Consider the following 17,199-nt stretch of genomic DNA (forward strand, 5'->3'; position numbering starts at 1 on the left):
TTCGATGGTGATCCGGCGCTCTGGCGAGCGGGGTTATGCCGACCACGGGTGGCTGCAGTCGTTCCACACGTTCTCGTTCGCCGACTACCAGGACCCGGAGCACATGGGCTTCCGTGCGCTGCGGGTCATCAACGACGACCGCGTCGCCCCGTCGCGGGGGTTCGGGATGCACCCGCACCAGAACATGGAGATCGTCACCTATGTCCTGGAGGGGGAGCTCGCGCACAAGGACAGCATGGGGAACGGGTCGACCATCCGCCCTGGCGATGTCCAGCGCATGTCGGCGGGGACGGGCGTGTACCACAGCGAGCACAACACCTCGAAGGCGGGCGTGACCCACCTGCTGCAGATCTGGATCGTGCCGGATCGGCGCGGGTATACGCCGAGCTACGAGCAGAAGGCGTTCTCGAAGGAAGAGCGCCAGGGCAAGCTGCGGCTCGTCGCCTCGCAGGACGGGCGCGAGGGCTCGGTGACGGTCCACCAGGACGTGAGCCTGTTCGCGGGGCTCTTCGGGCAAGGCGAAGAGGCGCGCTACGAGCTCCCGGCCGGCCGAAACGCCTGGGTCCACGTCGCGCGCGGGAGCGTCGAGCTGAACGGGACGCTGCTCGAGGCCGGCGACGCGGCGGCCATCGGAGCCCCCGGCGCGGGAGGAGCAGGTCAGTCGCTCCACCTCGTCGGGAAGGGCGGGGGCGAGGTGCTGCTGTTCGACCTCGCCTGAGGGGCGGCTCTCGCGCGCCCCGCTCCCCGGCGGCGCGATGAGACAGAAGAGACAGCGGGAGATCGCGCCCATGATCCACGGCGTCAGGAGACGCCTGCCGCCTGCAAGGGAGCTCCCTGGGGCAAACAGGCACCTTGCGGGCGGCGGCGCGACATACCGCCATGATCGTCATCCCTCTTCGCTCGACCGCCGCAGACGCGCCATGTCGCCGCCGCGCTGCGGATCCGACGCCACGAGGCAGCTGAATCCGTGAATCTCGATCTGGCAGGCTTTGCGTATCTCTCCCGCTTGCTCGCCGGCGGTATACGCTCCATAGAGATCTCATGGACGCCATCGATCTCCTCGTACGCCACCACCGCGAGCTCGAGCAGCGATTCTCCGAGCTGAAGGAGGCCTCTTCCGTCACCGCGGCGCAGTTCTCCGCTGCCGCCGACCTCCTCGCCACCCACATCACGATCGAAGAGCAGGACTTCTACCCGGCGGTCCGGGCTCGCCGCACCGAGGATATCCTCCTCGAGTCGCTGGAGGAGCACCTGTCCATCAAGCGCGTGCTGGCCGATCTCGTGGCCCTCGACGCCGCGGACGAGACGTTCGGGGCCAAGCTCCATGTGCTCGCAGAGCAGCTCGAGCACCACCACAAGGAGGAGGAAGAGCACCTGTTCCCCAAGGTCAGGAAGCTCCTTGACGACGGCGCGCGCGAAGCGCTCGGGCAGCAGATGGACGCGAGGATGCGCGCGCTGCAGCAGGGGGAGCCCCGCAGGCTCGTCCTGGGCCAGACCGACGCCGCAGCGCCCCTCCCCTGAACCATGAGCTGCCTCTCCAGCCCCCTCTCCCCGGGGCCGTGAGCGCCCGGACACGCAGTCCAGAGACGACTGTTAGAACTGTTAGAACTGTTAGAAACGATACCCTCACGCAACACGCGCGTGCTGAAGCGGGACGTAAAAACCTGAGCTGCACCCGCGCGCCACCGCCACCGCCACCATACAACTCAGCGAAACCTGAGAAATTCGTCGGAGCGAATGCGATTTTTCTAGTCGGAGTTCCCCTACGGTCGTTATTCTAGACTGCTGCGAGTCTCGTGGCAGGGGTCCGGAATGGCCGCGGGAAGAGAGCATGCTGCGAAGGAGCCGATGGACAGGGCCTGATGCCGTACGCCAGCGGCTCGGCGCAGCGGGCGCTGTCCGGCGCGCGAGCGATGTCCAACGCTCACCGGGGGATCTTCGACGGAGGTAGGATGACAGCTCGACCTGTACTCTCGATTGACACATCCTTCGACCCGGACAGCGCGTGGTTCGCGGCTGGACGCACGCAGCTCTACGGGCGTATGGGAGAGCAGTTCTCCATCGTACCGTTCGGACGCGCCAGCGCGGAGCGGAGGCGGATACTCCGCCAGATCGCGCGCGCCGAAAGCACCGGCAATCCATTCCGGGCGATCGTCGTGTCGTCCCACGGCAAGACGAGCTGCGTTGTGGACGACGAGTCGCCCGACGGCATCCTGCTGTCGCACGAGAGCCCGGCGCAGGAGATCGAGCTCTGGGCGCGCAATCGCGTGCTGTATTTCTGCTGCGGCGAGACCGCGAACGGCCCGCTGTTCGACAGGCTCCTCGACGCGGGAGCGCGGGCGGTTGTCGGCTTCACGGGGAGGCTCGGCGCCACGACCGTCGACGGCAAGTTCTTCTGGCGGCTGCTCGATCACGAGCTGGTGACCTGCGCGCTGCACGACCAGCAGGTGCCGGGCTTCGAGAGGGCGCGGCAGCAGTTCCTGGAGCGCGTCACGCTGCGTCTCACGTCGCTCCCCGACGACGGAGCGGTGCGGGACGAGCTCTCGAAGATGAGGGACCTGCTCGTGGCGATGGTGATCAGGGGCCCGGGGAAGGGCTAGCCCCAGCGCGGCGCGCTCTCCGGTAGACCGAGCGCCGCGCGGTCCGGTAGATCCAGGAGAGCCATGAGACGCAAGCCGACCGCGGTGCTCTCCTCGGCGGCGCTCCTCCTTGCCGCCATGGCGAGCGACGGCCTCGCCAGCCCGCGCGCGGCCGTGCACGAGGAGCGCGAGGAGGCGGAGGAAGCGAGCGACGCAGGGTTCATGGACGGCGGGCGCCACGTCGCCGTCGAGCGGCTCGGTCCGGCCGCGCTGGGCGCGTCCTCGACGCCGCGCGCGCTCGCGCCGGTGCGGCTCCGCTATCCAGGCGGCCGGACGGTCGAGGCGAGCGTCGGCGCGACCGCGATCGTGGAGGTCGAGCCCGGCGCGCTGGACGCGTTCGACGCGCTCGGCGCCGCTGGCGTGGAGCTGGTGAGGCCGCTGATGCCCTCGATCGGGCTGTGGCTCGTCAGGGACGCAGGCGGCGGCGACGGCCTCGACCTCGCCCAGCGCCTCCAGGGCGCGGCGCGGCCGGCCTCCGTGCGGGAGGCGATCCCGGACCTCCACGTGCGCCTCAAGGCGCACGGCGCGCCGTTCGCGCCGGACGACCCGCGGCTGCCCGATCAGTGGTACTTCGACGACCTCCGGATGCAGGAGGCCTGGGGGCGCACGCAGGGAGACGCGGCCACGTCCATCGTCGTCATCGACACCGGCTGCGACCTCGATCACCCCGACCTCGCCGCGAAGATGGATCCAGGGCTGGACGTCATCGACGACGACGACGACCCCACCTACCAGCCGGGCGAGCAGAGCGTGAACCACGGGACGGCCTGCGCGGGCCTGATCGCCGCCGACACCAACAACGGCGTGGGCATCGCGGGCGGCTGCCCCGCCTGCAGGCTGCGGTGCGTGCGGCTGATCGACGACGAGCCGCGGCCGATCTCCGCCTCGGTCGACGCCTTCGAGTTCGCCCTGCAGGTGAACGCCGCCGTCGTGTCGAACAGCTGGGGGTACGCCGACCCGATGCCCGTCCCCAGGGTGGTCGAGGCCGCGATCAACCGCCTGTTCGACGCCGGGCGCAACGGGAAGGGGGCGCTCGTCCTGTTCGCCGCCGGCAACGACGACCGGGAGATCCTCGACGACGAGCTCCAGGCCGTGCGGGGCGTCCTTACCGTGGGCGCCGTCAACCACCTGGAAGACGCGACGCAGTTCACGAACCGCGGGAGATCCATCGATCTCGTCGCGCCCACGGGGACGCTGAGCACCGATATCGCCGGGAGCGAGGGGGACGACGCGAGCGACTACACCTCGCGGTTCGGCGGCACCTCGTCGGCGTGCCCTGTCGCCGCCGGCGTCGCGGGGCTGCTGGTGAGCGCCGCGCCCGAGCGGACGGCGGGCGAGCTGTACGACGTCATGATCCGGACGGCGCGGCTGGCGCCCTACGCGATCCCCGACGACAGCGGGCACGATCCCCTCTTCGGGCACGGGATCATCGACCCTGTCGCGGCGCTCACGGAGGTGCTCGGGGACGAGCCGCCGCCGCTCTCGGGAGGCGGCGAGGGCGCCGGCGACCAGCGCGCCGGCTGCGCGTGCGCTTCGGCCGGCGCGGGCTCAGGCGAGCGGCGAGGCCTCGCGACGGCGGCGCTCCTCGGCCTGGCCGCGGCGGCGCGCCGGCGCGGCGCGGCCCGCGCGCGCCGCTGAGGGGGACGTCACGCTCCAGGCCGCCGCCCGGCCCGGAGCGCGTCCCGCCGGGCGAGCAGCCATGCGCGCGCCTCGCCCTCCGTCTCGAAGAACTCGATTGGGTAGGATTGCCTCGTCAGGAGCTGCACGCTCTTCGCGGCGAGCGTGGAGACGACACGCACGGCGAAGCTCGCGCCGAACAGCGCGATCGCGTCGAAGCGCACGCCGCGGAGCTCGTCCGCCATCACCTTGCGCGCCGACGCCGAGATGGTCCCGGTGCGGCGCGCATCGGAGAGCACGAGGACCGCGCGGCCGCTCTCCGACAGGCGCCTGCACGCGGCGGCGATCGCGCGCGCCGTGTCGTCCGAGATGTCGCCCACGATGGCGGTGCACAGGATCCCCTCGGCGTCCTCGCGGAGGGCCCGGCTTGCGTCGTCGATGCGGGGGTCGCTCATGGCGTTGCACGGTAGCTCGTTTGCGCGGCGGTACGACGTTCGCTCGATCACGGACGCCACCCGCGCGACGAGGGGCGAAGCGGCCGATCGAGCGCGTGGGTCGCGGCTCGGGGCCCCGCATGCGCCGGGTCGCCCGCGCGCCGCGGAGGGTGACGTCACGCCTACATCCGCCGCCCGGCCCGGAGCGCTCCCCGCTGCTTGAGGAGCCACGCGCGCGCTTCGGCTTCCGTCTCGAAGAACACGAGCAAGGGGAACCGCTTCGTGAGGAGGTTGATGCTCTTCACGATGAGCGTCGCCATGACGCGGATATGGAAGCCCGCGCCGAAGACCGCGATCCCGTCGAGGCGCGCCGAGCGCAGCCCATCCAGGTACACCTTCCGCGCCGCCGGCGCGACCGCCCCGCAGCGACGCGCGTCGGCGAGCACCAGGACCTCGCGGCCGCCGTCCGTCAGGCGCTGGAAGGCGTCCACGAGCGCGCGCGCGTTGTCCTCCAGGATATCGCCGTCGGTCGCGATGACCAGGAGGCCATCGGGCTCCTCACGGAGCTCGAAGCGCGCGCCCTCCGGACGGGGATCGCTCATGCCAGGCAGGGTAGCCCATCCCCGCGACGCGCGTCCTGCGCGCCGGCGCTGCGCGACGGCGCGCGCCTCGGAGGGCGGCGGGCGTCATGCGCCCTGCCGCTGCGTGGCCCGGAGCGCGTCTCGCTGGGCGAGCAGCCACGCGCGCGCCTCGTCCTCCGTGTCGAAGAACGCCAGCGGATAGACCTCGCCCGTGAAGAATTGCACGCTCCTCGAGGCGAGCGTGGTCACGACGCGCAGGGAGAAGCTCGCCCCGAAGACCGCGACCCCGCTGAAGCGCACGCCGCGCAGCTCTTCCGCCAGCGCGCTGCGCGCCGCCGCCGTCAGGGTCCCGACGCGGCGGGCGTCGGAGAGCACGAAGACCTCGCGACCGCTCTCCGAGACGCGCCGGAACACGGCGCAGATAGAGCGCGCGATCTCGTCCGAGATATCGCCCTCGATGGCGAAGCAAAGAATGCCGTCGGCGTCCTCCCGGAGGAAAGGGCATGCGTCCTCGGAACGGGGCTCGCTCATCTCCTGCAGGCTAGCGCATCCGGCTCACGGCACGACGAGCGCTCGCGGGGCCGGCGCGGGAGAGCGCTCGCCGGGTGACGCGCCTCACCGAGCGCCGCTCCGCGCCGCCGTCGAGCGCGTCGCCGGCGCGTGAGCCCCCGCTCAGCGCCTGCGCCGGCGCGCGGCCAGCGCGAGCAGCGAGGCGCCCAGCGCGCAGCCGAAGGACGCGGCGGAGCTCGGGGCCGCGGCGGTCGGCGCCACGACGCGGCAGCCGCACCCGCCGTCGTCGACGCCGCCCGCTGCGCCCTCGGCGGGCGCCTCGCCGCCGGCGCCGCCGCCGCCATCGCCGCCGGTGCCCTCCGCGGCGGCCCGGCACGCGGCGACCTCGTCCGGCGCGCCGATGCACAGCGTCGGCTTGCGCGACTCGCCTTCTTGCAGGCCGTTCACCACGATGACGGCGAGGTCATCGGCGCCCGCCGTGTCGACAAGCGCCGCGCCGGAGGCGACGTCGCCGGCGCGCACGACCTCGCCGTACACGCGGCCGCGCCGCGCCGCGAGCAGCAGCGCGAGGCCGGAGAGCTGCGCCGGATCGCCCGCGGGCGCCGCGAGCGCGGCCGTCATGGTCGCGCGCCCGGCGGGGGAGACGCTGAAGTACTGCGCCGACGCGTGGAAGACGCGCAGCCCGTCCGCGTAGGGCGCGGCGACCTCCTCCGGGTCGAGCCCGCGGTAGCCGGACCCGGCGGCGTAGGAGCGCTCGGGATCCGCGGCGGATCCGGTGAGCAGGTTCCAGGCGGCGAACTCCACGAACGCCTCGGCGAACGTCGTCTGCGCCTGCGACGAGAGCAAGGGGTCGAGCTGCTCGAACCACACCGGATCCGCCTCGCCGAACGCGCCGTCCTCGAGGCGCTCCCAGAGCGCGCGGACCGTGCCGTCTCCGAAGCGCTCCTCGAGGAACTGGAAGAAGAGCGCGCTCCCGTAGCTGAAGGGGTCCACAGGGCCGGTGAACGGCACGTCGAGCGACCGATCCGTGTTCGCGAGGTAGCCGTCGACGAAGCCCTCGAAGTCCTTCAGCGAGGGGTCGAACGACTCGGTCGCCCACACCGCGGTCCCCTCCGTGATCAGCGTGTCCTGGCCGTGGTCGTAGCCCGCCTGCACCGCGTGGAAGAGCTCGTGGCTCCCGAGGATCCGGTTCGCCGTCAGCGTCGACGGATAACCATAGCCGCTGTAGTCGTTCTCCTGGGTCATGAAGCCGGCGCAGCGGTCCGCGGCGTCCTCGGCGCAGGCGTCGACCCGGAACGCCCCGTCGCCGACGCCGGCGAAGTCGACCAGGTAGACGTCGAAGCGGCCGTCGCCGCCGTTGTCGGGCAGGTCCTCGTCGCTCCTCGGCGGCCGGAAGCCGAGGACGTCTCGGTAGTGGGTGATGACCTCGTCGTAGACGGCGGCGACCTCCTCGACGAAGTCGGGGACGCCCGTCGCGTCGCCGTCCTCGGCGGGCACCGCGCAGCGCCCCTCGCGCGCGAAATGGACGAGGAAGCTCCCGGACGCCGACGCGAAGGTCTCGACGACGTCGTCCGGATCGAACCGGAACTGGAGGCTCGTGCCGCGCGAGTCGGGCCGATCGAGCGGCGCCGCAGCAGGCCCGTCGAGCGGCGCCGCGGCCGTGTCGTCCGCGCCGCAGCCGGCGAGCGCCGGCGCGAGCGAGGCCGCGAGCGTCGGCGCGAGCCAGGCCGCCGCGCGGCCCAGGCGGCGGCACGGGGCCGCGGCGCGGGCCAGGCCGCCGCGCCAGGCGGGCACCCCGGTGGTCCGCGTCACGGCAGGAACGCCCACCGGATCTGGAAGTTGGCGGAGCCGGTGTCCTCCATCGGGACCATCCCGGTCTCCTGGCACTGCGCCTGCGTCTGCTCGTTGTAGAAGTGCGTGACGGTCAGCTTGAGGCTCCGGCCGTCGGCGAGCTGGAGCACGTAGACGAGGCCGGTCATCTTCACGCACCCGGGGTAGGTCCAGTAGCCGGAGAGCGCCGTCGCCGGGGAGTCGAGCCCGGAGCCGTCAGGGATGAGCTCGCAGCTCTCGGTGAAGTACTCGTCGCTGCGGAGCCTCGGCTCGCCGGGCACCTCGGTGATCCCCTCGTAGTCCGGGGTGCCCGGGAGGCGCGCCGCCGTGACGCAGGACGGCCCGGAGTGGCCGCTGTTGATGCGCAGGATGTAGCGCCGGAACGCGATGTCCCAGTCCATGGACTGGAGCGACGCCTCGTCGGAGATCTCGACCTTCTCGAGGCCGGCGTCCGTGAACCGGGCATAGACGTAGGCGTCGGGCTCGGACGCGAAGGGGCCGCCCGCGGTGGCGTCGACGATGGAGCGGATGCCCGCGCCGTCCTGCTCGTTGACGATCTGCCCGGGCGCCACGGTGTCCTGGAGGTTCATCTGCTGGAAGACCTCGTCCTCGCAGGGCACCGGCGTGGGCTCCGAGCAGACGGGCCCGGCGGGGAGCCCGCCGCCCTCCCCGCCGCCAGTGCCGACGGGGTCGGGGTCCTCGGAGCCGCAGGCGCACACGGCGAGGAGGGCGAGGCCGGCGGCGACGAGGGGAGACGCAGTCGAGGTGCGCATGGGCGACATCGTAACCCAGAGTCGGAGCCGGCGTGCCCGCTAGGGCGCAGCGCTGCGCCGGTAGAGCCACCAGTCTCCGACGTGGTCGACGGCGACGATGCTCGGGTCCTTCGCGAAGAGGTGATTCGCCCCCGCTCGCCGGCGGACGAGGAACCAGTCGAAGAAGGCGCCGTGGCGGCGCACGTCGAATATCGAAGGCGTCCACTCCCAACGGAGCGGCGTGGGCGGCGGGACGACGGCGCCCGGCTCCTCGCGGGGCCTGTAGGCGACGGGCGAGGCGTCCCAGACGGCGAAGTGGAAGCTGAGCCAGCCGCCTCGCGTGGCCTGCACCCAGGCGGGGAGATGGATGAACGGCGTCGTCGTCCGGGTCGAGCCGCCGTGATCGAAGACGAGGTAGAGCAGCCGCGGCGCCTGCGGGATGCGGGCGATGATGGCGTCGAAGTCCCGCGTGCTCTGGTCGAATCGGCGGTAGTTGTCGCGGACCACGGCGCCGAGGAAGACCGCGGCGGTCGACAGCGCGAGCACGGCCGGCACCTTGAGCCAGGGTGATCGCGGCAGGTCCGGGAAGGCGCCGAGGCCCAGGAACAGCGCGGCGACGATCTCGCGCGGGTAGACGTACCACCAGAGGCCGATCTGCAGCGGCAGGCTCAGGAACAGGCCCAGGAACACGATCGCGCAGGCGACAGGGACGAGGGCGGCGAGGCGCGCGAAGGACCGCTGCGGCGCGTCCACCGCGGGCGAGGGCGCCGCGCCGGCGCCGGCGGGTGAGCACGCAGCATCGGCGCTGGCGCTGGCGCCTTCGGGTGAGCGCGCCGCATCGCCGCCGGCGCCGGCGAGCCGTGCGGCGGCGCCGGCGGCGCAAACGAGCAGCGCGGCGAGCACGAAGCGCGCTGCCCGGCCGGCCGCCGCCGCCTCGGCGGGGTCGGTGAAGCTCGTGAAGAGGAGCGACGGGACCTCGCCGAGCCGCTCCCAGTGGAGCGCGGGCGCGATGGGCGCCGCGTGCAGCGTGTCGGTCCGGACCGCGAGCCACGCCGCGAAGAGGGCGAGCGAGGGCGCGAGGGGGAGCGCGATGGGGCGGAGCCGCCGCGTCGCCGGGAAGACGACGATCGCCGTGCCGACGACGGCGGCGAGCGCGAACGGGAAGCGGAAGATGTGCGTGAAGAACAGGGCGACGAGCGCGAGCGCGAGCGCGATCTGCCGGCCGCGCGAGGGGCGATCGAGGAGCAGGAGCGTCAGGCCGACGACCATCGCGAAGAGGCCGAGCGCGCCCATGTGGTTGAGGAAGCCCCAGTGGGTGAGGTTGCACCAGACGAGGAGCAGGCCGAGGACGCCGAGCAGCGGGCTCCGCTTCAGGCCGTGAAAGAGGACGGCGAGGCCCGCGGGCAGGAGCGCGAGCATCGCCGCCGCCGCGACCTTCACCGCGGCCACGGGGGGGAGGACGAGCATCAGCAGGGCGCCGAGCGCGTACATGGACATGTACGGGACGGCGAGCGGCTGGAGCGTGAACTGCTCGCGGAAGTGCCACGCCGGGTCGAGGTAGTGCCTGAACGCCGCCGTCTCGGCCGCGTGGAACGGGAGATCGGTCATCGGCGGATAGCGGACGACCGCGAGCGGGACGGCGATCACATAGACGGACGCGGCGACGACGACGAGGGCGAGCGCCGCGCTGAGCGGCGCGCGGCGCGCGGCGCCCGCGCCGCGGCGGAGCAGGCCGGAGAGCGCGCGGCGCGCGGCGCCCGCGGCGCGGCGGAGCAGGCCGGAGGGCGCGCGGCGCTCGGGAGCGGGCGCCGCCAGAGGCTCCGCCGGAGGGGACGGGGTACCCAAGGTGGGCGGGAAGCTACCATCTCGGAACCGAGCCGAGACCTCGGATGCCCACCCGGAGCGGTCGCGATGTGCCGGCTCCCCCTCCCGAGGAGGGTTCGGTCGGTCCGGAACCGGTCCGAGGGCCTCGGATGCCTGCGCGCCGAGGTCGCGGGATGCCGGCTCCACCTCGGCGACGCCAGCGCCGCCGCGCGGCCCTTGCGGCCACCCGGCTCCGGGACGCAAGCTGCGCACATGGCACGCCGCTTCAACACGGCCGGCCCCTGCCGCCCCGATCTGCACTACATGATCCCGGCCGAACGGCGCCTGCCCGAGGCGCCCGGCCTGGTGGAGCAAGGCGCCTATTTCGTGGTCCACGCGCCACGGCAAACGGGGAAGACCACGGCGCTCCGCGCGCTCGCCGATCAGCTCACCGCCTCCGGCCGCTGGGCGGCGCTGCACTTCTCCTGCGAGGCGGGCGAGGCGGCAGGCGACGACTATGGCGCGGCCGAGCGCATCCTGCTCAGCTCGCTCCGGGCACGCGCCGAGCTCACCCTTCCCCCCGCGCTGCATCCGCCTGCCTTCCCCGACGCCCCGGAGGGCAACCGCGTCGAGATCGCGCTGCGCGCCTGGGCCCGCGCCTGCCCGCGGCCGCTGGCGCTGCTCTTCGACGAGATCGACGCCCTGCGAGGCCAGAGCCTCCTCAGCGTGCTGCGCCAGCTGCGCGCCGGCTTTCCCGATCGCCCCGCCGACTTTCCCGCCGCGGTGGTGCTCTGCGGGCTGCGCGACGTGCGCGAGTACAAGGCGGCGAGCGGCGGCGACCCGGGCCGCCTCGGCACGGCCAGCCCGTTCAACGTCAAGCTCGAGTCCCTCAAGCTCGGCGATTTCGACCCTGACGAGGTGCGCGAGCTCTACGCCCAACACACGGCCGACACCGGCCAGGTCTTTGCTGAAGAAGCGGTCGAGCGGGCCATCGTGCTCACGGCCGGGCAGCCATGGCTGGTCAACGCGCTCGCCCGAGAGATCGTGGAAAAGCTCGCGGTGCCAGCGAGCGAGCCGATCACCGCGGCGCACGTCGAGACGGCCAAGGAGCGCCTCATCCTGGCGCGCGCCACCCACCTCGACTCGCTCGTCGCCCGCCTGCACGAGCCGCGCGTCCGGCGCGTGATCGAGCCGATCCTCTCGGGCACGCTCGCGATCGTCGGCGACGCCTACCAGGACGATCTCCAGTACGCCCGCGATCTCGGGCTCATCGCGCCGAACAACCCCGCGCGCATCGCGAACCCGATCTACCGCGAGGTCATCGCCCGCGTGCTCGCCGGCGACGTGGAGCCCGTCATCCTGGCCGAGCCGAGGAGCTTCGTGCTGCCCGACGGCCAGCTCGACGTCGCGCGCCTGCTCCGGGAGTTCGCCGCCTTCTGGAGGGAACACGGCGAGGCGCTCTCCGGCAACCTCGGCTACCACGAGGTCGCGCCGCAGCTCGTGCTGATGGCCTTCCTGCAGCGGGTGGTGAACGGCGGCGGGCTGATCGAGCGGGAGTACGGGCTCGGCCGGGGGAGGATCGACCTCCTGATCCGGTGGCCCCACCGCGCGCCGGACGGGTCACGCGCCGTGCAGCGCGCTGCGCTGGCGCTCAAGGTCTGGCGCGAGGGAGAGAAGGATCCCACGCCGAAGGGGCTCGCGCAGCTCGACGGCTACCTCGCCCAGCTCGGCCTCGACGAGGGCGTGCTCGTGCTGTTCGACCGCCGCGCCGCGGCGGGGGACGTCGAGGCGCGCACGCGGATCGAGGAGGCCCGGACGCCGGCGGGCCGGCGGGTGACGCTGCTCCGGGCCTGAACGGCCGCGGGCCGCGCGAGGCTCACGGCGCCCCGGGTCCCTTGCCCCTCGCACCCGCGGCGCTCGCGATCTGGGCCTCGAGCGCCGCCACGCGCTCCAGCGCAGCCTCCTTCGCGGCGCGCTCCGCCTCCTTCGCCGCGCGCTCCGCCTCCTTCGCCGCGCGCTCTGCCTCCGCGGCGGTCGGGAAGAGCTCCTCGCCCTCGGGCCCCGTGGCCAGCCGGAGGCGCGCCCCCTCGCCCGCGCCGATCACCCGCAGCCAGCAGCCGAGCACGCGCGCGTGGATCCGGTCGACGTTCGTCGTCTCCACCCGGACGAAGCCGCGCGTCTTCAGCCTCCGGTAGCGCTGCCATCGGACCCGATCGCGGCCGCGCTCCCAGTCGGGATCGAAGATCACGAGCTCCTTCACCCCGAGCTCCCTGTAGCGCTCGGGCGCGTCCACGTAGTCCTTGTAAGGCTCGTCGGACGAGACGACCTCGAGCGCGAAGCTCGGGGCGATGCCCGTCTCCCACACCTTCCAGCTCCGCACGCGCCGGCCCGGCGGCACGCCAGGGAGCACGTAGACGTCCGGGGCCACGACCTTGGAAGGGTCGAACTGCCGATAATAGATGAACTGGTCCGCCCCCACGAACCTCGGCCGGCCGAGCGCCTCGTACCAGCGCTCGATGAGAGGACGGAGGAGCTCCACGATCCACGTCTGAAGGGAGTCCTCCCCCATCTTCTTCTCCACGGGATAGAACGTCGGATCACGCTCCTTGCCGTCACGGTGCGCCCGCCGATGGACCTGCCTGTGCGCCTCGGTCGACATGCCCCATCCTACCCGACCGGGGCGCGCGCATCGACCCGCGCCGCTGCGGCGCGCGGCGCCCGCTCCTCGGCGCTGCACCTGCCCGCGCGGCGCCGCCGACGAGATAGGCTGCGCCCACGTTGCTGCCCCCGCGCCTAGCCCCCCATCCGACCGACCTGCGCGGCCTCCCCGCCGCGTCCCGCCGCGAGGCCCGCGCGGCGCTCGCGGTCACCGCGCTCGCCACGGCGTGGTTCGCGCTCGCGGCGGCGTGGGAGATGTTCGGACCCGTCCTCGCCGGACATTACGCGTCGTCGGCGAGCGTCGGGATCATCGCGGAGAACATGCTCCGCTGGAAGATCCCCGGACCCGTGTGGGAGTACACGGCGAGCCGGCCAGCGCCCGGGATGTACTACTGCCACCACCCGTGGGGGATCTTCTGGACGACGGCCGCGTTCATGAAGGTCCTCGGGCGGCACGACGTCATCTGCCGCCTGCCCGCCGTCCTGCTGAGCGCCGCGACGCCGCCCCTGCTCTACGCCCTCGGCCGGAGCGTCTACCGCCCCGCCGCAGGGGCCGCCGCGGCGGCGTCGTTCGTCGTCCTGCCGATCACGCTGTCGTTCGCGAACTTCAACGCGCTCGAGGTCCCGGTCATGGCCTGGACGCTGCTCGGGCTCTTCGGCTACGTCCGCCTGTTACAGACATCCAGGCGCCGCTACCTCGCGGTGAGCGCGCTCGGGCTCGCGCTCGGGATGCACGCCGACTGGCCCGCGTTCGTGCTGACGGGCGGGCTGCTCGCGTTCGGCGCGATCCGGGCCTACCTGCTCCCGAGGCGCGTCTTCGGCCCGCTCCCCGAGCGGCGCTACGCCGCGTGGTGGGTGCTCACCGCCTCGATCGCCGCGCTGACGGCCGCGCTCTACCTGGCCCTCTTCCAGCATGCCGGCAAGCTCGGCGACCTGCTGACGAGCTACGGGCTCCGCTCCTCGGGGAACGCCGAGCCGCTCGGCAAGGTGCTCGAGAGCCGGCGGTACTGGATCGAGCTCTCGTTCACGCCGATCGCCATCGCCGCCGGGAAGATCGCCGCGATCGTCTGCGCGGCGCGGCTCGCCCTGCTCCGGCGCGAGCACGACGCGCTGCCGCTGCTCTACCTCGCGACCGCGGCGGTGCAGTACGTCGTCTTCCGGCAAGGCGCCGACATCCACATCTTCTGGCCGCACTACTTCGCTGCCTACTTCGCCCTCGCCGCCGCCGCCCTCGTCGACACCGGCGCGGCGCTCCTGGAGCGCGCCGCAGGCGCGCGGCAGGCCGCCCGGGTCGCGACGCCGTCGGGCGGGCCGGCGCTCGACGCGCCGTCGGGCGGGCCGGCGCTCGCGGCGCTCGCGCTGTGGCTCGTGCCGCTCGCCGCCATCCTGCGCGACGGGCTCCCGGCGCTGCGTTACGCGCGCGAGACAGGCGGGCGCTTCAACGAGCGGGGGCACCTCATCGACTCCGACGGGGCGAAGACGGCGTTCCTGCGGTGGCTCGCGCCGAGGCTGCCGGGGACGCCGACCGACGCGCCCGTCGCGATGCACGAGAGCATGAAGGCCACCTGGGCCCAGGTCTGGGCGCTCGGCGGGCGCGTCGTGACGCCGAGCCGACCCCCGCCGAAGGAAGCGCCGCCGCGCGGCGCCTACCTCGTGGACACGCGGTTCATGCTCGACCGGGATCAGGCGAGCCTCGCGCAGCGCTTCGACGTGACGGCGGTGGGCCCGTTCTGGGCGCTCGGCGCGGGCGACGGGGCGCGCACGCTCTCGGCAAGCGGCGCGAGCGGCATCGAGGCGTTCTCGTTCCGCGAGCGAGAGCCGGGGCTCCTCGCCTGGTACCTCGTCTCGGGCACCGAGCCCGAGCGCGAGATCGTGCCGGATCCGTTCCTCACGTGGGAGCTCCGCGCGCACTTCGGACAGCCGGCGGAGCCGCCGGCCGCGCCGCCGGAGACGCTGGAGCAGAAGCGGATCGCGCACAACATGGCGCTCGGCGCGGGCGACGGCGCGCGCGCGGCGGCGCTCTTCGCGGAGATCCGCGCCGCGCTCGCGCCGATCGGGGCGCGGTTCGACGACGGCACGGAGCTGCTCGGGACGACGTTCCACGAGGGCGCCAGCTCGCTCCTCACGATCTTCGTGCGCGCGGGGGGCCCGGCGGCGAGCGACGTGGTGCTCGCGGTGCGCTCCCGGGTCGTCGAGCGCGCCCCGCTGTCCACGACGATGGCGGACCCGGTCGTCCGCGAGGTCGGACCGCCGACCGCGATCTCGCCGCAGCGCTGGAGGACGGGCTTCCTCTATGCCGATCCGGTGCCGATCCGGAAGCGGCCAGGGACGGAGGTGTTCTGGGCGTCCATGACGGCGCGCGAGCGCGGCCGCGCGCCGAAGCTCGTGGATCGCGGCGGCGCGTCGGAGGTCGAGGTCCTGCGGCTGCGCTGAGCGAGCGCCGCTATCCCCGTGGACACGGCCCCGCGTTCGGGTTTTACCTTCGGGCATGAGCTCTCGCCGAACAGGGTTGGTTCTGATCCTCGCGCTCGCGGCGGGCTGCGGCGCCCCGCCGCCAGCCGCCCAGTCGCCGGCGCAGCCCGCGTCGGAGGGGCCGACCGGCTCGGCGTCCCCGGAGCCGACGACCTCGGCCCCCCCGGAGCCGAAGCCCGCGGCGCCCCCGCCGGACGCGCAGGCCCCCGCGGCGGCGACGCCGGTCGAGGCGCCCCCGCCGCGGGCCACCTCGAGACCGGACGGCAACGTGAGGCCCGGCGCGGCCACCGCGACCGGCACGCTGGGGGGCAACATCTCCGAATCGCAGGTCCGCGACGTCGTGGAGAAGCACGGCGAGCTGTTCGACGAGTGCTACAAGATCGGCGTCAAGAGCTCGCCGAAGTTCACGGGGAAGGTGACCGTCAAGGCGACCATCGGTCCGACCGGCAGGGTGAACAGGGCTGACGTGGTGAGGTCGACGGCGAAGAATCAGCAGGTCGATCGCTGCGTGGCCGATACCTTCGAGAAGATGCAGTTCCCCTCGCCGCAAGGCGGGGTGACGACCGTCATCACCTTTCCCATCGAGTTCAGCGGCGTCGAGCTCGTGCAACCCTGAGGAAGACCGCGTCGGGCTTGAAATTTACAGCGCTTCACGGTGCGACGTCACACCACGAGGCATGGCCCGCACGGTCGACCCCACTGTTTGTCATGAGAACCGCTATTTCGCGTTGCGCAAAACCCCGCCCGGAAGACACCATGACGCCTCGCTCCGGTGCTTTCGGCGGCTCGCCAGGGTCCGCCGCCATCAACGCCTAACTTCTTGGAGAGAGCCATGAACTCGAGATCTCGCCTGTCGTCCTTCGGTCGGGTTCCGGTCGGACATCTGCTGCGGGTCGCGTGCATCGCTGCGGCGCTGCAAGCGGCCGCGTGCTCCAGCGTTGGCGACCCCAGCAACGCCGGGAACAGCAATGGCACGACGGGGAGCTCGGGGAGCGTGGGCAGCGCGGGCAGCACGGGCAGCGGCGGAGACGACCTCGGCGGCGTGGCCGCGAGCAGCGGCGGAGACGACTTCGGCAGCCTGACCACGGGCGCCGGCAGCGGCAACAGCAGCTCGGGGAGCGGCGCGCCCAGCAGCGAGGACGCCTGCGATGGCCTGGACAACGACGGAAATGGCATCGTCGACGATGTCGACGTCGCCGGCGACGGCATCTGCGACTGCCTCCGCATCGCCACGCTGGGCGAGCCGGGCCAGTGGGGCGACGGCGACGTCTTCGAGTCCTGGTTGAACGAGCGCAGCATCAACGGTGCCTTCGGCCTGAACGGCGCCGAGCTCACCGCGGAGGAGCTCGCGAAGCACCAGGTCATCGTCATCCAGGACGTGAGCGACATCGGGCGCACGTACTCGGACGCCGAGGTCGAGGCGCTCCGCGACTGGATCTCGAAGGGCGGCGGCCTCATGACGTTGATCGGGTACGGCCAGACCCGGGAGCGCGAGAACGTCAACACGCTGCTCGCTCCGCTCGGCGTCAGCTACGACGCAGAGCAGATCCTCCCGAGGCGAGGCGGCGCCACGGTCCCCATCACGGAGTGGAGCGGAGGGCATCCGGTGCTCGACGGGATCGAGGCTGTCGGCGTGGACACCGGCTACCCGGTGGTCGGCGAGGGCGCCACGCTGGCGACCGGCGACGGCTACGACGTGCTGAAGGCGCTGGAGGTCGGCGAGGGCCGGGTCCTCGTCTGGGGCGACGAGTGGATCACCTACAACAGCGAGTGGGTCGATCATCCCGAGTATCAGGTCGAGCGCTTCTGGCTGAACGCCATCAAATGGATGACGCCAGCCAACGAGTGCCAGGTGGCCATCCCACCGCAGGTCAACTGAGCCCCTCGACCTCCCGCGCGGCGA

At 72.9% G+C, this 17,199-nt stretch carries 15 protein-coding genes; 8 read left to right on the top strand and 7 right to left on the bottom strand.

Going from position 1 to position 17,199, the window contains the following annotated elements; all coding sequences use genetic code 11:
• Positions 1–4 precede the first annotated feature (4 nt).
• From WMF11_RS36185 to WMF11_RS36200, 4 genes are all read left to right on the top strand, one after another.
• The gene (locus tag WMF11_RS36185; protein WP_437979371.1) at positions 5–718 is read left to right on the top strand and encodes a pirin family protein; all 714 of its coding nucleotides are present in this window, start codon (positions 5–7) and stop codon (positions 716–718) included.
• 323 nt (positions 719–1,041) lie between these two features.
• Entirely contained in the window at positions 1,042–1,521 is a 480-nt protein-coding gene (locus WMF11_RS36190; protein ID WP_437740826.1) for a hemerythrin domain-containing protein, read from the top strand.
• A 431-nt stretch (positions 1,522–1,952) separates the two neighbouring features.
• Entirely contained in the window at positions 1,953–2,600 is a 648-nt protein-coding gene (locus WMF11_RS36195; protein WP_437903771.1) for a hypothetical protein, read from the top strand.
• A gap of 63 nt (positions 2,601–2,663) precedes the next feature.
• Complete coding sequence (locus WMF11_RS36200) at positions 2,664–4,277, top strand: S8 family peptidase (protein ID WP_437973970.1); 1,614 nt, start codon at positions 2,664–2,666, stop codon at positions 4,275–4,277.
• 8 nt (positions 4,278–4,285) lie between these two features.
• Here the strand turns inward: WMF11_RS36200 and WMF11_RS36205 are convergent, their stop codons facing one another.
• The 6 genes from WMF11_RS36205 to WMF11_RS36230 form a co-directional block, all read right to left on the bottom strand.
• Positions 4,286–4,711, bottom strand: a complete 426-nt coding sequence (locus WMF11_RS36205; RefSeq protein WP_437903773.1) for an STAS/SEC14 domain-containing protein — start codon at positions 4,709–4,711, stop codon at positions 4,286–4,288.
• A 161-nt stretch (positions 4,712–4,872) separates the two neighbouring features.
• Positions 4,873–5,292, bottom strand: a complete 420-nt coding sequence (locus tag WMF11_RS36210) for an STAS/SEC14 domain-containing protein (protein WP_437973971.1) — start codon at positions 5,290–5,292, stop codon at positions 4,873–4,875.
• Positions 5,293–5,376: 84 nt separating this feature from the next.
• Complete coding sequence (locus tag WMF11_RS36215; protein ID WP_437973972.1) at positions 5,377–5,802, bottom strand: STAS/SEC14 domain-containing protein; 426 nt, start codon at positions 5,800–5,802, stop codon at positions 5,377–5,379.
• A 141-nt stretch (positions 5,803–5,943) separates the two neighbouring features.
• On the bottom strand, positions 5,944–7,593 hold the full coding sequence (locus WMF11_RS36220; protein ID WP_437973973.1) for an MXAN_6640 family putative metalloprotease: 1,650 nt from the start codon (positions 7,591–7,593) through the stop codon (positions 5,944–5,946).
• Positions 7,590–8,384: an HmuY family protein gene (locus tag WMF11_RS36225; protein WP_437973974.1), complete on the bottom strand. Its 795-nt coding sequence runs from the start codon at positions 8,382–8,384 to the stop codon at positions 7,590–7,592. The genes WMF11_RS36220 and WMF11_RS36225 overlap by 4 nt, the downstream gene beginning before the upstream one ends.
• A gap of 39 nt (positions 8,385–8,423) precedes the next feature.
• Positions 8,424–10,208 carry a hypothetical protein gene (locus WMF11_RS36230; protein WP_437973975.1) on the bottom strand — a complete coding sequence of 595 codons (1,785 nt, stop codon included), beginning with the start codon at positions 10,206–10,208 and terminating at the stop codon, positions 8,424–8,426.
• 231 nt (positions 10,209–10,439) lie between these two features.
• On the opposite strand from WMF11_RS36230, the gene WMF11_RS36235 reads away from it, so the two are divergent.
• On the top strand, positions 10,440–12,020 hold the full coding sequence (locus WMF11_RS36235; protein WP_437973976.1) for an ATP-binding protein: 1,581 nt from the start codon (positions 10,440–10,442) through the stop codon (positions 12,018–12,020).
• Positions 12,021–12,042: 22 nt separating this feature from the next.
• Here WMF11_RS36235 and WMF11_RS36240 read toward each other — a convergent pair whose 3' ends face one another.
• Positions 12,043–12,825 carry a Uma2 family endonuclease gene (locus WMF11_RS36240; RefSeq protein WP_437973977.1) on the bottom strand — a complete coding sequence of 261 codons (783 nt, stop codon included), beginning with the start codon at positions 12,823–12,825 and terminating at the stop codon, positions 12,043–12,045.
• Between the two features lie 119 nt (positions 12,826–12,944).
• On the opposite strand from WMF11_RS36240, the gene WMF11_RS36245 reads away from it, so the two are divergent.
• The 3 genes from WMF11_RS36245 (at position 12,945) to WMF11_RS36255 (ending at position 17,175) form a co-directional block, all read left to right on the top strand.
• Positions 12,945–15,257: an ArnT family glycosyltransferase gene (locus tag WMF11_RS36245; RefSeq protein ID WP_437973978.1), complete on the top strand. Its 2,313-nt coding sequence runs from the start codon at positions 12,945–12,947 to the stop codon at positions 15,255–15,257.
• A 55-nt stretch (positions 15,258–15,312) separates the two neighbouring features.
• Complete coding sequence (locus tag WMF11_RS36250; protein ID WP_437544055.1) at positions 15,313–15,912, top strand: TonB family protein; 600 nt, start codon at positions 15,313–15,315, stop codon at positions 15,910–15,912.
• Between the two features lie 216 nt (positions 15,913–16,128).
• The gene (locus WMF11_RS36255) at positions 16,129–17,175 is read left to right on the top strand and encodes a hypothetical protein (protein ID WP_437973979.1); all 1,047 of its coding nucleotides are present in this window, start codon (positions 16,129–16,131) and stop codon (positions 17,173–17,175) included.
• Positions 17,176–17,199: the final 24 nt, after the last annotated feature.

This window comes from Sorangium sp. So ce295, assembly GCF_051527405.1.
In the GTDB taxonomy this organism is placed as follows: domain Bacteria; phylum Myxococcota_A; class Polyangia; order Polyangiales; family Polyangiaceae; genus Sorangium; species Sorangium cellulosum_B.

Coding starts and splice junctions, on each gene's coding strand:
- WMF11_RS36240 (WP_437973977.1), bottom strand. CDS start 12,825: ATGTCGACCGAGGCGCACAGGCAGGTCCATCGGCGGGCGCACCGTGAC.
- WMF11_RS36215 (WP_437973972.1), bottom strand. CDS start 5,802: ATGAGCGAGCCCCGTTCCGAGGACGCATGCCCTTTCCTCCGGGAGGAC.
- WMF11_RS36210 (WP_437973971.1), bottom strand. CDS start 5,292: ATGAGCGATCCCCGTCCGGAGGGCGCGCGCTTCGAGCTCCGTGAGGAG.
- WMF11_RS36200 (WP_437973970.1), top strand. CDS start 2,664: ATGAGACGCAAGCCGACCGCGGTGCTCTCCTCGGCGGCGCTCCTCCTT.
- WMF11_RS36250 (WP_437544055.1), top strand. CDS start 15,313: ATGAGCTCTCGCCGAACAGGGTTGGTTCTGATCCTCGCGCTCGCGGCG.
- WMF11_RS36185 (WP_437979371.1), top strand. CDS start 5: ATGGTGATCCGGCGCTCTGGCGAGCGGGGTTATGCCGACCACGGGTGG.
- WMF11_RS36195 (WP_437903771.1), top strand. CDS start 1,953: ATGACAGCTCGACCTGTACTCTCGATTGACACATCCTTCGACCCGGAC.
- WMF11_RS36205 (WP_437903773.1), bottom strand. CDS start 4,711: ATGAGCGACCCCCGCATCGACGACGCAAGCCGGGCCCTCCGCGAGGAC.
- WMF11_RS36190 (WP_437740826.1), top strand. CDS start 1,042: ATGGACGCCATCGATCTCCTCGTACGCCACCACCGCGAGCTCGAGCAG.
- WMF11_RS36235 (WP_437973976.1), top strand. CDS start 10,440: ATGGCACGCCGCTTCAACACGGCCGGCCCCTGCCGCCCCGATCTGCAC.
- WMF11_RS36255 (WP_437973979.1), top strand. CDS start 16,129: ATGAACTCGAGATCTCGCCTGTCGTCCTTCGGTCGGGTTCCGGTCGGA.
- WMF11_RS36225 (WP_437973974.1), bottom strand. CDS start 8,384: ATGCGCACCTCGACTGCGTCTCCCCTCGTCGCCGCCGGCCTCGCCCTC.